The 16,277-nt window shown below is 29.3% G+C and carries 16 protein-coding genes; 1 reads left to right on the top strand and 15 read right to left on the bottom strand.

Translation table 11 applies throughout. From position 1 onward, the window contains the following. Nucleotides 1–23: 23 nt before the first annotated feature. The 4 genes from whiA to acpS form a co-directional block, all read right to left on the bottom strand. Entirely contained in the window at nt 24–926 is a 903-nt protein-coding gene (gene whiA / locus ACZ5B9_RS01690) for a DNA-binding protein WhiA (RefSeq protein ID WP_464423102.1), read from the bottom strand. A gap of 31 nt (nt 927–957) precedes the next feature. Further along, on the bottom strand, nt 958–1,773 hold the full coding sequence (locus tag ACZ5B9_RS01685) for a toxin-antitoxin system YwqK family antitoxin (RefSeq protein WP_464423101.1): 816 nt from the start codon (nt 1,771–1,773) through the stop codon (nt 958–960). Between the two features lie 118 nt (nt 1,774–1,891). Continuing rightward, nucleotides 1,892–3,181, bottom strand: a complete 1,290-nt coding sequence (locus ACZ5B9_RS01680) for a glutaredoxin family protein (protein ID WP_464423100.1) — start codon at nt 3,179–3,181, stop codon at nt 1,892–1,894. Between the two features lie 22 nt (nt 3,182–3,203). Further along, a complete protein-coding gene (acpS, locus tag ACZ5B9_RS01675) occupies nt 3,204–3,572 on the bottom strand; it encodes a holo-ACP synthase (protein ID WP_464423099.1) in 369 nt (122 codons plus the stop codon). 317 nt (nt 3,573–3,889) lie between these two features. Here acpS and ACZ5B9_RS01670 point away from each other — a divergent pair, with 317 nt between their 5' ends. Then, entirely contained in the window at nt 3,890–4,489 is a 600-nt protein-coding gene (locus ACZ5B9_RS01670) for a hypothetical protein (RefSeq protein WP_464423098.1), read from the top strand. An 82-nt stretch (nt 4,490–4,571) separates the two neighbouring features. Here ACZ5B9_RS01670 and tyrS read toward each other — a convergent pair whose 3' ends face one another. The 11 genes from tyrS to yhbY all read right to left on the bottom strand — a co-directional run bounded on the left by tyrS (nt 4,572) and on the right by yhbY (nt 16,277). Continuing rightward, nucleotides 4,572–5,810 (bottom strand): tyrosine--tRNA ligase, encoded by a 1,239-nt coding sequence (tyrS, locus tag ACZ5B9_RS01665; RefSeq protein WP_464423097.1) that lies wholly within the window; start codon nt 5,808–5,810, stop codon nt 4,572–4,574. 220 nt (nt 5,811–6,030) lie between these two features. Next, nucleotides 6,031–6,957, bottom strand: a complete 927-nt coding sequence (locus ACZ5B9_RS01660; RefSeq protein ID WP_021768777.1) for a phosphatidate cytidylyltransferase — start codon at nt 6,955–6,957, stop codon at nt 6,031–6,033. Continuing rightward, complete coding sequence (gene uppS, locus ACZ5B9_RS01655) at nt 6,947–7,756, bottom strand: polyprenyl diphosphate synthase (RefSeq protein WP_464423096.1); 810 nt, start codon at nt 7,754–7,756, stop codon at nt 6,947–6,949. Before uppS ends, ACZ5B9_RS01660 begins: the two co-directional genes overlap by 11 nt. A gap of 393 nt (nt 7,757–8,149) precedes the next feature. Continuing rightward, nucleotides 8,150–9,202, bottom strand: a complete 1,053-nt coding sequence (locus ACZ5B9_RS01650) for a glycosyltransferase family 4 protein (RefSeq protein WP_464423095.1) — start codon at nt 9,200–9,202, stop codon at nt 8,150–8,152. Next, on the bottom strand, nt 9,096–10,352 hold the full coding sequence (locus ACZ5B9_RS01645) for a glycosyltransferase family 4 protein (RefSeq protein ID WP_464423094.1): 1,257 nt from the start codon (nt 10,350–10,352) through the stop codon (nt 9,096–9,098). The genes ACZ5B9_RS01650 and ACZ5B9_RS01645 overlap by 107 nt, the downstream gene beginning before the upstream one ends. Before the next feature lie 76 nt (nt 10,353–10,428). Further along, a complete protein-coding gene (gene ylqF / locus ACZ5B9_RS01640; protein WP_464423093.1) occupies nt 10,429–11,304 on the bottom strand; it encodes a ribosome biogenesis GTPase YlqF in 876 nt (291 codons plus the stop codon). Nucleotides 11,305–12,188: 884 nt separating this feature from the next. Further along, nucleotides 12,189–12,875, bottom strand: a complete 687-nt coding sequence (rsmI, locus tag ACZ5B9_RS01635) for a 16S rRNA (cytidine(1402)-2'-O)-methyltransferase (protein ID WP_464423092.1) — start codon at nt 12,873–12,875, stop codon at nt 12,189–12,191. A gap of 44 nt (nt 12,876–12,919) precedes the next feature. Further along, on the bottom strand, nt 12,920–14,236 hold the full coding sequence (locus ACZ5B9_RS01630) for a S41 family peptidase (RefSeq protein WP_464423091.1): 1,317 nt from the start codon (nt 14,234–14,236) through the stop codon (nt 12,920–12,922). Nucleotides 14,237–14,489: 253 nt separating this feature from the next. Next, nucleotides 14,490–15,227, bottom strand: a complete 738-nt coding sequence (locus ACZ5B9_RS01625) for a TlyA family RNA methyltransferase (RefSeq protein ID WP_464423090.1) — start codon at nt 15,225–15,227, stop codon at nt 14,490–14,492. Between the two features lie 217 nt (nt 15,228–15,444). Beyond that, nucleotides 15,445–15,906 carry a divergent PAP2 family protein gene (locus ACZ5B9_RS01620; RefSeq protein ID WP_021768768.1) on the bottom strand — a complete coding sequence of 154 codons (462 nt, stop codon included), beginning with the start codon at nt 15,904–15,906 and terminating at the stop codon, nt 15,445–15,447. Between the two features lie 32 nt (nt 15,907–15,938). Then, on the bottom strand, nt 15,939–16,277 hold the full coding sequence (gene yhbY, locus ACZ5B9_RS01615; RefSeq protein ID WP_026745188.1) for a ribosome assembly RNA-binding protein YhbY: 339 nt from the start codon (nt 16,275–16,277) through the stop codon (nt 15,939–15,941).

Below are 16,277 nucleotides of genomic sequence, written 5' to 3'. Positions count from 1 at the left end.
TTTCCTCAGCTTAACTTTCTTAATTAGTTTTCTATCAGTCCCTTGTAAATTGTTTCTAGCCGTCTAAATCTGTTTTTTATTCCGGATTTGGAAATTTCCATTAAGTCTGCCAGTTCCTGTAGGGACATTTCCTGATTTTCTAGCCGAACTCTTGCTGTTTCGCTTAATACGTCTGTCAATTCTGAAAGCCCCATTTTTTCATCAATTACTTTTATCATGTGTATCTGCTTTTCAGAAGCGGACAGTTTTTTAGTTTCATTTGCTATTTCCCAGTTCATGTTTCTATTAATTTTATTCCGAATTTCCTTATTTATCGTAACTTCTTCAAATTCAAAAAACGAATTTATTCCCCCAATTAAAAAAATTATATCTAAAATGTCTTCTGAATTTCTTAAATAAACAAGACTCTTATTTTTTTTCTCTGTTTGAAAAACCTTTTTCCCCATCTGTTTAAACAAGTAATATAAATAAGTGGCAGAATCTTCAGTATCCACAAAAAAATCCATCGCATAAGCCTTTTCTGGAGATTTTATATATCCACAGCTAAGAAAAAAACCTCTGATTATACCAGCTAACTGTTTTTCATTCTCCACAACTGAAAAATTTTTGTGAAAATAGATTTTTTTTAAAAATGATTTGTATTCCTGCTGATTGTGCTGAGTGGGGAAAAGTATCACTTCATACAGCTTATGTGTTCCAAGACGCTTACTAATAACGTATTTTAGCTGAATTGGAATATTTGTTACTGCCCGTAAATTTGAATAAATTCTTTTAGCAAGCGATACATTTTCAGTACTGAAATAAATTCCATGTTCTGTTATTACATTCTTTGCAATAAAAATTCCAAAAAGTTCTGCATAAATAGTATCCTTATCTGAATTTTCCAAATTGAAAATCTCTCTTTTTACATTTGCTGAATACGACATTTTCCCCCTCCTTTTTTACTACAATAAACTTCTAATAATTTACTTTTCTAGAATTCCCTGATTTATCATAATAAGTCCAAGTTCCTGTTCTTCTTCTTCCTTTAATACTTCCCTCAAATCCAAGGCTTCCATCTGTATAATATCCTCTTACAGTTCCAGTTTCTCCATTCATATTTGCTTCATACAAAGGTCTTCCACTTTCGTAGTAGACATTCATTTTCCCATTTATTTCATCATTTACATAATTGATTTCAGATTTTTTACCTCCGTTAGTGTTCCACTCACTAAATAATCCATTTTTCTGTCCATTTGAATAATTTCCTTGTGATTTTCTTGAACCGTTTTCGTAATACTCAGTCCAAGTTCCTGTCATTTTTCCATTCTCATAGTTCCCAACTGTTTCCTGAGACCCTGTTTTTCCATAATATGAAGAATAACGTCCATTTAACTGATCATCTTTATATTGATATTTTTTCCAGACTTTTCCATTTTCAGTATAAACTGTCCATTCTCCTTCTTTTTTTCCATTTTTATAATTTCCTATTGTAAATCTATTTCCGTTTGCATAAAATTCATCATATTTCCCATTCAACGTTCCATTGCTTAAATTAACAACAAGTCTTCTTCCGCCTTCTTCCATAATTCTGTACTCTCCACTTCCTGTCAATTCATAAGTATTAGAATCAATTCTTTTTACATCATCCATACTCGAAGAACTAAGCTTCGACAACCTAACCTTCCCAAAATTTGTCCCATAATTTGCAAATACATCTTTTCCGTATGCGACTGCTGATAACATCATCATTCCAGCGATAAAAAATATTTTTTTGCTATTATTTCTTTTCATTTTCTCATCTCCTATTATTTTATAAAGTTTGTTTTTTTATTTTATTAATTCACCTTTTTACATTATAACAAATTTTTCTCATTTTTTAAACTAAATTATTGATTTTTCTGGTTCCAGTTTACATTATAAGCAAACTAGGCTTAATCAACATTATTAATCCTAAAATTATCATTAAAATTCCACCAAACAGATTTACCCATTTTGAATATTTTGTAGTTAATTGCAGTTTATTTATGCTCATTAATGCAAATCCAAAAACTATTATATCGTCCACCATATAGCCAATTATGTAGATAAATGTGTAAAATTGTCTAGTCCAGAAAGGAACTTCGTTTATTTGAAGTATTTTTGTGTATGTTTGAGGAATTCCAACTGAACAGGCAAATTCTATTACATTTACTGAAAGTGCTAAACCAATAATTGCAAGTGCTGTCAGTAATGTAAATGGCTTGTTGGCAATATCCTTTATCTTTTTAGAAATTTTTGCCCTCTGCTCAAAATCTGTCACTTCACATTCCAGCGTATCCCCTTTTTTCAAGTAATTTCTAATAAAGAAGATTCCACCAGCAATTCCAATAATTCCAACAAGCGGAGTTACCCATTTATCCAGTCCCACAAAGTCCCAAGCATAAATCCACGCATTCAAAATAAAAAAGTACATGGCAGCTTCCGCAAAAATAAACAGCCCCGCTACACGAAACATTTTAACTTTATTTCCAACTGCAATCAGAGCCGTCAAAAATAATACCAGAACCCACATTGCACAAGGATTAAACCCGTCAATTGTTCCCAAGATCAACGACATTGTAAACAGCGAATAATTTGTCAAGTCAACAGTCTTATTAATAATTGGAATATTTACAAGAACCTGATTTTCAGCACCTTTCGTAAGTCCCGGCACTTCACATACCATATCACCTGTACAAACTGCACCATTACTGCTCACATTTCCAGCCTGTCCACTTTCCAAATATTCCTTCAAAGTCAAAATTTTATCTTTAGTCTTTCCTGAATTTATCAAGCTTTCAATTTCTTTTCCAGTTGTATCTGCCGTATTAAATCCTTGAATAATATGTCCATCAATGTAAATAATAGGAGTTCCCTTCACAAGTTTTAACTTTGATGTTGTTTCATCAAAAAATGCTTTTTCTTCTTTGCTCTTATCAATTTTATGCTCCACATATTCAAAATCATCCCTTTTAGCCGATAATTCCTTCAAAAATTTCTCCAAATTTGCACAATTTTTACAGTCTTTTCTACCAAAGTACTCAATTTTTACTTTCTTTGCCTGACTATTTCCATCAGAATAACCAATCTGACTTATACAAAATATACCAAAAATCACAATCATCAACGCAAAAAATCTACTTTTCTCTATCCCAGCCTTAAAATCTTTTCTCCAAAACATCTTTTTTCACACCTTTCTTTTTTTATTTTTTATAAATAATTACTGTACTAACCGCATATTCTCTGCTATGTGAAATACTAATCTGTATTGTAAGTCCCTGTGCCTTCTCCTTTATCACATTATAAAGCGTTACATAAGGTTTCCCCATCTCATCATTCAAAATCTCAATATCACTCAGCGAAAACCCATGCACCCCAGTCCCAAACGCCTTGGAAACCGCCTCTTTCGCAGCAAATCTCCCTGCATAGCTGGCATACGGATGCCTTTTTTTTTCGATATGCTCAATTTCTTTTTCCGTATAAACTTTTCTTTTAAAAAGGCTTGTCTGATTAATCGCTTTTTCAATTCGGGATATTTCAATAATATCTGTCCCAATACCGTATATTTCCATATTTATCTCCTTTTTGAAACTTACTATTAGTCATTTGTAAAAGTCCAAAATTTCTAATAATTACAATGCTTTTACAGTTCTAATTTTTACTATTTTCTCCAGTATTTTTTGCTATAAAATTTTAATATTTTAGATAAAAACACTGTCTTTATTGAGTTTTTATATTATTACTTTTACAATCGCCTAAAAACTTGCTATTGTTAAATTATACTACAAATTTTAAAAAATACAAATTTTTTTAATCTGTCCAAAAAAATCAACTTTTTGACAAATTATAATAAATTTGATATGATTAAGAAAAAAATATGGAGGAAAGTATGGAAGAAAAAGTAAAAATTCATTTTGAAAATAGAGAAATTGATGAAAGAATCAATATTATAGTTTTCAATCCAAATACTCAAACCGAAATAAGAATTTTTGGTGCTGATAAAAAACAAGAATCGAGGTTTAATGATGAAAGATATAATTACGATAAAGTTTTTAATGGAAGAGGTGCAGAAAGTGGAATCGAAACTTATTTGACTGGTGTTTTTAGCGGAAATGAAGACCTTTTTGATAAAATTGAATATAATGTTACAAAAATAAAAGAATTAAATCAAGACATTGCTCGTTCTGCTTTGCTCAGATCTAAAGAATTTAGAATTTTTAGTTTTGATGAAAATCCAAGAAAAACTTTTATTTTTAAAAAAGTAATTCAGAACGAAAAATTTGATGAATTTTCAACAGATAGAATTTCAAGTGCAACTGAAGAATTTGAAAATAATAATTTTATTTCAATTGAATTTAATTCAAACGGATCAGGATACAAAATAGATACTAATGTTATGGAACAAGAAAAGAAAAGATATGAAGTTTCAATTTTAACATCAATAGAAGAAATTAAGAATTTATTAAATTTAAGATTTTTAACCTTTTGAAACAAAAAAGAGTATGATTTTTTATAAAAAAACTCTAAATAGAGATAATTTTTATTTAGAGTTTTTTTATTTTAAAAATTTACTATTTCACTTTCACAATTTTCTTTTTACCAGCTCTAATAACCATTCCGCTTTCGACATTTACACTTGCCTTAATATCTTTTATCGCTTCATCATTTATCTTGAATCCGCCTTGTGAAATTAGCCTTCTTGCTTCACTTGTTCCTCCAAGCAATTTTGCTTCTTTTACAAGCAAGTCAATTACATTAATTTCTCCATAAGGAACTTCCACTTCTGGCAAATCTACATCAAGATTTCTTTTACTGAATACGTTTTCAAACCAGTTTCTTGCTTCCTTAGCGGCTTCTTCACCGTAGTAAATTTTTACAACTTCAGCTCCTAATTGCTTTTTGGCTTCCATTGGATGTAAACTTCCATCTGCAATTTGAACCTTGATTTCTTCAATTTTCTCAAAAGGAACATCTGTTATCATTGTATAGTAATTTTCCATTAATTCATCTGAAATTGACATAACTTTACCAAACATATCATTTGGAGTGTCTTTTACACCAATGTAATTTCCTAATGATTTAGACATTTTTTCGACTCCATCAAGACCTACCAGAATTGGCATTATCATACAGACTTGCTGCTCCTGCCCAAAGTTTTTCTGTAAATCTCTTCCTCTTAGCAAATTAAATTTTTGTTCTGTTGCTCCCAATTCCACATCAGCCTTCAGTTCAACTGAATCGTATCCTTGTAAAATTGGATACATAAACTCGATTAACGAAACTGGCTTGTTTTCAGCCAGCCTTTTTGAAAAATCCTCTCTCGAAATCATTTGCGATACAGTAAACTGTGACAATAAATTCAACGCATCTGAAAGTGATAATTTTTCAAGCCAGTCAGCATTATAAACTACTTTTATTTTATCCAAGTCCAATATCAATTTTACTTGATCCAAATATGTTTTTATATTTTCACTTACTTGCTCCTCTGACAGCATCTTCCTAGTTTCAGATTTTCCTGTTGGATCCCCAATTCTCCCTGTAAAAGTTCCAATCAAAAACAGCACTTCATGCCCCAAATCCTGAAACTGCTTCAATTTTCTTAAAGGTACTGCATGTCCCAAATGTAGCTCTGAACCTGTCGGATCAATCCCCAATTTAACCCGTAGCGGAGTATTAGTTGAAATTGATTTTTCCAACTTTTTCTTAAATTCATTCTCATTAATTATTTCATCGCACCCACGGCTCAAAATATTAAATTGTCTTTCTACTTCATTTTTTACTTCTATTTCATTATTTCTATCTATACTCATTTTTATTTTTTCTCCTTCTTATGTTTTATTTTTTTATCCATTCAATAACTTGATTTTATAACTTTATCCTTAAATATTCTAATTTTGATTAATATCTATTTCTTTAATTATTTTTATTACATTAGTTTTTTAACGCAAAGGTATTATAATTAAACTAAAAATTGTCGTGATTTTTTGGAAATAAAAATTTCTGTAACGGTTTTAAAGTTACACTTAACTTTTATAAATATGCTACGTATTTCATAAAATAATATACGATTGGCAATACGAACAACGCACTGTCAAATCTATCTAAAAATCCACCATGTCCCAAAAGCAAATTCCCAGAATCCTTTACTTCAAGTTCTCTTTTTATCTTAGATTCCACTAAATCTCCTAATTCTGCAAAAATTCCTATTGCAAGTGCTAAAATAAAGGCTTTTCCTCCACTAATCGCCACATAATCATAATTTACTGAACAGTTTGAAGACAAAAAGGAGATTCCACATACAAAATTTGCTATAAATAAATATATTTTATCAAAAAATAAAATTACTAAAAATACTCCCAAAATTCCTGCTATCGCACCTTCAATTGATTTTTTCGGACTGATTTTTGGTGCAAGCCTATGCTTAAATATTTTTCCACCAATTGCCATTCCAACAAGGTAAGCAGAAATATCACATGCCCAAATTAGCATAAATGTCATTACAACTAAAATATTCCCGTTTGGAAATTCATATTTTATAAGCAAAATATGTGAAAATAAATATGAAACATAGATTATTCCAAACAACGTGTAGGAAATTTCTGCCATTGCATTTTGAATTTTTACCTTTAAAACCTGCCTTAAAGCCAGTAACATTATTGCAAATACAATAAATCCACCCATATCAAAGTTAATTTGTTTAAAAAAAGCAAATTTAAAATATGAAAATATATTTTTTGAATTTTCCTGAAAATATATTGCTAGAGGTAAAAACAGACCAAGTCCCATTCCAATCCTGCTTGCAACCTCAAAGCCTTTATCCTTTAACATTTTATAAAATTCAAATAGTGACATTCCAGTTATTACAAGTGTAAATACTAGAAACATCACATTTCCCTTTAAAAATATCCATAAAAGGAAAGGTACAAATAACAAAATAATAAATAATCTACTTAACATTCAGTCCTCCGTATCTTCTATCCCTTTTATTAAAGGATAAAATAGCTTTATCTAATTCATTTTCATCAAAATCAGGCCAATAAACGTCTGTTATGTAAAACTCTGAATAGGCAATTTCCCAAAGCAGAAAATTACTTATTCTAAATTCTCCACTTGTTCTAATTACAAGCTCTGGATCTGGAATTTCTGGACGATACATAAATTTAGAAAATTCTTCTTCAGTAATCTTCAAATTTTCTTTTTTATTTGCAAATCCATTCACCACTTTTTCTAGAACATTCAGACTTTTATTTTCATTATTGAGTTGTTCTTTCACTATTACATTTGATTCAGATGAAAGTTTAGTATGTAAAACCTTATTTACAGCATCAATAATTTCACGCCGTCCACCATAATTAAACGCTATATTAAAAACAATCTTTTCACAATCTGCCAAATAATTTTCGGTTTCTTCAATTTTCTTTAATAATTTTTGTGAAATATTTTCCTTTGACCCTGTAACAAGCAATCTTACACCTTGTTTTTTCAAATTTTTCTTTTCTTTATCGAGATATTTTGCAAACAAGTCCATAAGTCCTTTTACTTCCTTTTCAGGTCTTTTCCAATTTTCAGTAGAAAATGCATACACAGTTAAATATTTTACACCAATATCTCCTGCATACGTCAATATTTTTTCAAGACTGTTAGCTCCTGCCCTATGACCTTCCAGCCGAATTTTTCCACGCTCCTTAGCCCAACGCCCATTTCCATCCATAATAATAGCAATATGCTTAGGAATTACTAATTCATCTCTATCCATACATCCCTCTCAAGATATTTCTTACATTTTTTTAAAAACATTATTGCTATAATTATAACAGCCAAATCATTATTTTTCAAGGTATTTATAAAATTATTGTATAAAAAATAAATATAAAAAATTGATTTTTATTATCGCTATGTAGAAGAAGATTAATAGTTGTTTTTTAAATATCTAATAAGTAGAAATGATTAAATAGAAATTGAAATGTATAGTAAAACTGCCTTAAAACTAAACTCAAAAGTTATGACTATTTTACTCAAACCCTAGATTTTTAAATTTTTAACATTTCTATTTTAAATGGGTTCGAGTATATATCAAAGAGAAAACCATTTTTAATTTTATATCGATGGTTTTCTCTTATTAATTTATTGAAATTATTTGCTTTTCTTTTTACGAAAAGTTATTTATTTTTTGATTTAATATGTATTCGTAATATTCCTTATATTTTTCCCCCACATTTAGTAAATCGCGTTCTTTTGCAATATTATAACCAGTTTCTGTAATTTCATCCAAATTTTCCACATTGTTTTCCACAATATATCTTATTTTTTGGCAAAATTCCTTATTATTTCTAGCCTTAAAACAATTTTTTCCATCTTCCAGCCAATCATTATAAACAGGAATATCCCTTACTACTAATGGTAATTTAGCGGAAAGTGATTCCAGCACCACAATTCCTTCATTTTCTTCATAAGTCATAAATAAAAAGGCTTTTGCAGCGCTAAATGCTCCAATTAAAATATCTTTATCCACATATCCTGGAAAAATTAAATTTTTTGGAGGATTTTCAATAATTTTCTGTATTTTGTCAGGAAGCATTGATTTTACGCTTGACGATCCAAACCAAAGAAATTGATAATCGCTGCATTCCTGTGCCACTTTTACAAAATCTTTTATCCCTTTTCTCTCAAAAGGCAGTCCAGCTGTTATAATTAAGGGTTTATTTATGTCATACACTGATTTGTATTCATTTAAAAATTTTTCTTTTAAAACTTCATTTTTATTAAATTTATTTATGTTTACACCGTTTGAAATTACCCTAATTTCTTTGTCCTTTTCCAAATATTTTGATTTTATCAAGTTCTTAGTGTATTCTGATGGAGAAATTAAATAATCTGCTTCATTGTATAATTTCTTTGTCCAGAATTTTATAATTGGCGATAAAACATAACTTCCTTTTATACTTCCACGAAAATCTTCATAAGTTGTATGTGTGTGATAAATTACAGGTTTCCCTTTTTTCTTTGCCTGTTTCAACACTTCATAAGATTTTAACGCAACAGTATTTATATGTACCAAATCATAATCATCTTCAGTATCCTGCGTAACTTCAATATTATTTGCTCCAAGGGCTTCTACCTGATGATTTAAGGCTTGTCCAACGCCGGATTTGCTGAAGGAACTTTTCCCCTCTGAATATAGTAAAACTTTCACGACTATCATACTCCTCTATTGTTTTTTTATAAACTTCTTCCACTCTTTCACCAAATTTTTGTGCTGTATAACCCTGTGAAGCGGCAAAAGCATTTTCAATAATTTTTTCTCTAAATTCTTTATCTTCTTTTAAAAGCATTATAGAATTAATAAATTCTTCCTCAGTTTTGTAAACAAGCCCCGCCTCATTTTTTACAAGCAAGTCTTCCAGATTCAAGTCATATCTTGCCACAACAGGAGTTTTAGCAGCCATTGCTTCTACAAATGTAAGCCCTTGTGTTTCCGATATACTTGCATTTAGAAATACATCTCCCATCTGATAATAAGCTGCAACTTTGTCATGCGGAACTTCCCCAGTAAAAATAACTCTATCTGAAATACCAAGATCTTCAGCTTGTTTCTTCAAGTCATCCAAAATTCTCCCACGCCCAACAATCATAAACTTAAAGTTTTCATCCTTAATTTTAGAAAACATATCAATTAACAAATCAATACTTTTCTCTTCGGCAATCCGACCAATATAAACACAAAGAAAATCACTTTTCTCTATTCCAAAATTTTCTCTCATAAATTCCAAATCTTCATCAGAATAATTTCCACGGTAAAACTTATCAAGTTCCAGTCCAGTTGGAATAATATTCATTGTCTGATCAACGCCATAAGAATACAAAATATCTTCAACTTTTCGTGTAGGTACAATTAGAGCATTACATTTTTCACAATAAAACTTACTAATCGCAGCCGCAATCTTTTTACCAGCCGAAACAAATCTTGAACCAAAAATATAATGTGTGTAATATTCATATAGTGTATGGTATGTATGAACAAGCGGTATTTCCAAATTAACCGCAGCAAATCTTGAAAATGTCCCTACACCCCATTCTGTCTGGGAATGAATAATATCTAACTCCAGTCTTTTTATTTTTTTTATTATTTTTGAAGAATATATCATTCCTAGCCGATACTGAGGCAACGGCTTAAATTCCATACTTGGTATTCGTAAAACATTTGGCTCGACTTGAGGTGCATCAGGATCAGTTGTAGTAATAATATACACCTTATGCCCCAACTTTCTAAGCTCCTTTTCAAGCGTCATAATCGAACTCACAACCCCATTTACCTGAGGTCTGTATGTATCTGTAAATATTCCTATTCTCATTTTACACTTCTCCTTCTATAGCAAAACCCTCTTTCAAATTCTATTTCTTCCCTTTGATAATTTTCATGATCTTATTCTAATTTTTAGGAATTTCTAAAAAGAATTTTCCAATTTTTCTCATTCTATAATCTCTCAATAATCTTCTCGAAATAATCTCATAGTTATGTTCATCATTTTTAGATACTCCTAATCTCTTTTCCAAAATTTCCAGTATCTTATGATTTTCCATTGCAAAAATTTCCTCATCAGTTGTATATTCTTCCAGATTATACACTTTTACTAGATTTTGAATTTTTCCCAAATCCTTTAATTTATCTAAAAATTTCATAGCAACTTGTTCTAACTGCAATACATTATCCTTTATTGAGCCAGTGATTGCTAAATTATACGCTACTTCATCATCTTCAAACTTTGGCCATAAAACTCCTGGCGTATCTAGCAGTTCTAATTTTTCATCAATTTTTATCCATTGCTTTCCACGTGTAAATCCTGGTGTATTTCCAACTCTTGCCTTATTTTTATTCACAAATTTATTAATAAATTTAGACTTCCCAACATTAGGAATCCCAACAATCATGCCTCTTACTTCAGTTTTACGAAGCCCTTTTTTTTTCATTTTTTCCAATTTTTCTGCATAAATCTTATCTGTAATTTTTCGCAGTTCATTAAAATTAGTCCCTTTTTCCACACTCAAAGCTACAAAATAATCAGAAAAATTATTTTCCAGAAAATAATCTTCCCAAACCTTCAATTCCTTATTGTCAATTAAATCAACCTTATTCAGTACAATAATCTTTTTCTTATTGTTTGCCAGCTTTGAAATATCTGGATTTTTACTAGAAATCGGAATTCTTGCATCCAAAATCTCAATCACAATATCAATTATTTTGAGATTTTCGACAATTAAATCCTTTGTTTTTTTCATATGCCCCGGATACCAGTTTATATTCATTCTTTCATTCTCTCCATTTTCTCTCTAAATTTTTATTTTTAATCCTAAAATTAAGGTTAATTTTAAAATTAAAGATAAAAACTCAATATTATTAACCTTTTTTATATTCATTCAACTAATACTAAACTGGATTTAAAAATAGGAATAAATTTTATAATAGGGTTGTTTGAAGGTTAATTTATAATTATTCAATTAAATTATTTTTTATTGTTTTTTGGATATTTTGATTAATAAATATTTTATTATATTACTATGTTTTTTCTTTTTTATTTTCACAGGATTGCTCATTGCCGCAAAACCTCATCTTGCAGTAAAGATTTATCCTAATAATTAAAATTGTGGCAAGATTGCTACGCAATAACCTATGGCTAGTCTACGATATTTTTCTGTACGGACAAAAAACTCGCTATGCTCAGACAATTTTGCCAGCACAGAAAAATGCTCCGACAGATTAATTTATACTAGATTCTGTTTAAAAAGTGAAAATTATGTTTTAATTATTGAAAAATATTAAGTTTTGTCTTTTAATTAAAAAAATTTTTAATAAATTCGTCGTAATATATCATATAACCTATGTTTAATTTGTTTAATATTTTTATTTTAATTAAAACGATTATTATAAACAAATTTGAAACGTCGTGATTTTTTTGGAATAAAATTGATTGTTTGAGCTTTTTCTAAACTTTTAAATTATAATTGGTTTAAGAATTTATAATAACTTTTATTAAAAAGCGAGTTTCAGTTTTATTTCAAAAAAATTCTTAGACAAGCCGGGTTTGCAAAGGGGATGGCGACTGTTCCCCTTTGCTTTATAAAAAAGAAAAAACATATAAATTATAGAAAAAATATTTATTAACAACAAAACATAAAAAAATATATTTTTATTAATTTTTTAAATAAATACCATCATCATTTATTGCCCTTATAAATAAAACAATTTCTCCCTTAATTCGCTTTTCTTCTAACTTTTCTATAATTTCAGAAACATTTCCACGGATTATTTCTTCATAAATTTTGGTAAGTTCTCTTGTAATTACAACGTAACGTTCTCCGAGATATTCTTTTATATCTTTTAAAGTTTTTAAAATTCTGTTGGGAGATTCTAAAATTACAATTGTTCGTTCTTCTTCCTTTAATTTATTGAAAAGTGTCTGTCTACCTTTTTTCTTTGGTAAAAAGCCTTCGTATGCCATTCTTCGCATATCCAGCCCTGAAATACTTGCACCTGTAACAATTGATGAAGCTCCTGGTATTCCAACGACTTTTATTTCAGCTTTTAAAATTTCATTTACTAGTTCAAAGCCAGGATCTGAAATACACGGTGTTCCAGCATCTGTTACAAGCGCAATTTTTTTTTCATCTTTTAAAAGATTAATAATATTCGTAATTTGATGAAGTTTATTATGTTCATGGTATTGATACACCGTTTTTTCGATTTCATAATGAGAAAGAAGTTTTTTAGTGACTCTTGTATCTTCTGCAAAAATATAATCAACTTCCTTCAAAACTTTTATTGCTCTAAAAGTTATGTCTTCTAAATTTCCAATTGGCGTACCAACAACATAAAACATATATTTCTCCTAATTTTAATTTCTTTTATTAATTTTGATAACGGTTATTTTCTTTTTCCTGTTCCACTTATTTTTTTATTCATTTCTTCAATTGCTCTTTTTAGTTGAACATCTCCAGCTGAAATAATTTTAGCGGCTTCTTCTTTACCTTTATCTTTTATAATAATATCTTCTATTTCTTTTTCTCTATTTTTTCTAGCTTGTTCACTATCATTTGCATATCCTTTTAATGCAAGCAGTTCTTCCATTTTTACTTCTATATCAGGCTCAATTCCCTTTTCATGAATGTAGTTCCCTTTTGGTGTAAAGTATTGAGCAATGGTAAGTTTTATGGCATCTTCTGTTCTCAAAGGTATAACTTGCTGAACGATTCCTTTTCCAAATGTTTTTTCTCCAATGATTGTACCACGTTTGTAATCTTTAATTGCACCTGTAACAATTTCAGAAGCACTTGCACTTGCTTTATTTGTCAATACGATTAATGGGAAATTACCTAGATTTTTTGAAGTTCTGTTATAATTTCTCTGTTGTCCATTTTTATACTTTAAGTAAACGATTAAATCTTCTTTTACAAAAAGTGAAGAAATATCTTGTGCTTCCTGTAATGAACCTCCTGGATTAGAACGTAAATCTAATATTAATCCTTTCATTCCTTTAGCTTGTAAATCCTTAATTGCTTTTTCAACTTCTGCTCCAACGTGATTTCCAAATCTTAAAAGACTTACGTAACCAATGTTATTTTCAAGCATTTTGCTTTCAACCATTTCCAGTTTAATTTTCGCTCTTGTCAATGTAAATTTCATTGGCTCCTTTTTGCCTTCCCTAACTACTTCTACATCGACTTTAGTTCCTTCCTTACCTTTCAGAAGTTTTACAGTTTCATTTGCTGTAAGTGGCAAAATATCTTTTCCATCAACTTTTATAATTCTATCTTTTATTTTTATTCCTACTTTTTCAGCTGGACTTCCGATAAATGGTGAAATAACTTCAAGAGATTCTCCTTTTTTCTTACTGATACTCATTCCAACTCCAACATATTCACCTTCCATATCCTCAGAAAAATCTGCTAAATCAGCTTTAGTCAAATATTCTGAATAAGGATCTTTAAGTCTGCTTACAACTCCTGCCACTGCTCCTTCATAAAGTTCCTTTTTACTTGGAGTTTCTTCCTTTCCAACATAATTATTTTCAATAATATTTATTACATCCACAATTCTGTTTAATTCTGTTGCATCTTTGGAATATCCAGCACTTGTATTTTTGTCATTTCTTGATGTTTTTATTATAGTAGTTGCCGCAAATAAAGGCATACCCACTAATACTAATCCCAATACTGCCTGTACAATTTTGTTTCTTTTCATTTTTCCTCCTAAATATACTTAAAATAACTAAATGTAAAAATCTAAAATCTAGATTAACATTACTATTTAATTAATTTGTAATTGCCATTTTTCAAAAACAGACTTTACAATTAGCTATTATATTTAAATTAACTCTTTTAAATATTTTGTTATGATAAAACTGTTTTAAAACTAAATATAAAAATTAAAATTATACTACCAAACTTCAAAATTAATTTAGTTTTATTTTTTTAGAAATTTGAACTATTTGTTTTTATGAAAATGTTAGCAACATTAAAAATTCCTTATTACCTTTTGCTCCTTTTATTGGTGAATCTTCTACACCAATCACTTCATATCCACATTCCTTTGAAAAAGAAATTATTTTTTTTATGGCTTCATCATGATATTCTTCATTTTCTACAACACCATTTTTACCAATCTTTTCTCTTCCAACTTCAAATTGTGGCTTAACTAACATGACAATTTTTGCATTTTTTGCAAGGAATTTTTCAAAATATGGAATAACTTTTGTTAAAGAAATAAAAGAAACATCAATTACAATGTAATTAACTTTTTCATCCCCAATATCCTTTTCCTTCAAATCCTTTATGTGCATTTCCTCAATTGATACAACTCTTTCATCATTTCTAAGTTTCCAATCAAGCTGATTTTTTCCAACATCAACACTGTATACACATTTTGCTCCATTTTGCAATGCACAATCTGTAAATCCGCCAGTAGATGCTCCAATATCAAGTACCAATTTATCTTTAAAATTCAAATCCCAAGTCTTTATTGCTTTTTCCAGCTTTAGACCACCACGGCTAACATATTTTAATTTGTCTTTAATACGAATATTAAGATCATTATTGTCCTTAAACATTGTTCCAGCTTTTGTTACAACTTGCTCATTTACAATAACGTTTCCAACCATTATTTCACGTTTAGCTTTTTCTCTTGTTTCAAAAAACTCTCGTTCTACTAGGATTAAATCCAGTCTTTTTTTCATCTTTTTCTCTTTCCAGTTTTTTATAAATAAAAGATAACTTATAATAAATCATATCCCTTATTTTTCTATTTATTTTTTATTACTAAAATCATATTTATAAAAAATAATTTATAAACTTATTCATTTTACCACATTTTAAGGCATTTTTCAAATTTTTAAGTGAAAAGAAAAAGAAAAAATCACAGCCAATATAACTGCGATTTATTCCAAAATTTTTTTACCCTAATATATATCCTTTGAATAAAAGTCCTATAACAATTCCAAGAATACTTCCCCAAAATACTTCTACTGGTGTATGTCCAAGAAGCTCTTTAAATTTTTCATTAATTATTTCTATGCCTTCATGATGTTCAATAGCTTGTACCAATGTATTTAAAGCTCTTGCATGTTTCCCAGCCTGCTGTCTTACTCCTGTTGCATCGTATAGTACAATTCCTGCAAATACCATAGAAATTGCAAATTCAATTGAACTAAATCCTTTTAGTAAAAATACACCTGTCACAAGGGAAACAACCGTTGAGGCGTGGGAACTTGGCATTCCACCTGTCTGGATAAGTCTTGCCCACTGGGGTTTCTGTCCCTTGAATACAGGAAAAAAAACTTTGTAAAACTGTGCTGAAAAGCATGAAATCGCCGCAACATCAAGAAGTCTATTTCCAAACAGTATTCCTCCACTCATTTACTTTTTCCTCTCTATTTTCCTTAAAAAATTTACTTTTTATTTTTTTTACTTTTTCTAAATTCATTAAATTCAGGCGTAATTTTTGCATCCTTTGTAGTTTTAGGCTTGAAAAATATTAATACACTTCCTATTTTATCTACAAATACTGATTTTGTTTTTTGAGCAATTTCAGTTGCCATTTCCCTATCAAATTCAACTGATGAATTTTGCAAGATTTTTACCTTTATCAATTCTCTTTTTTTCACAACTTCAGAAATTGATTTTAATACATTTTCATCAATTCCATCTTTCCCAATTCTTACAATTGGATCCAGATTATGTGCTAATTTCTTTAAAAAAGCTCTCTCTTTACTTGAAAGCTGTATCAT

The organism is Leptotrichia sp. SK-5 (assembly GCF_055387215.1).
The sequence above is the reverse complement of the archived record's forward strand: the minus strand, read 5'-3'. Positions and strand labels throughout refer to the sequence as shown.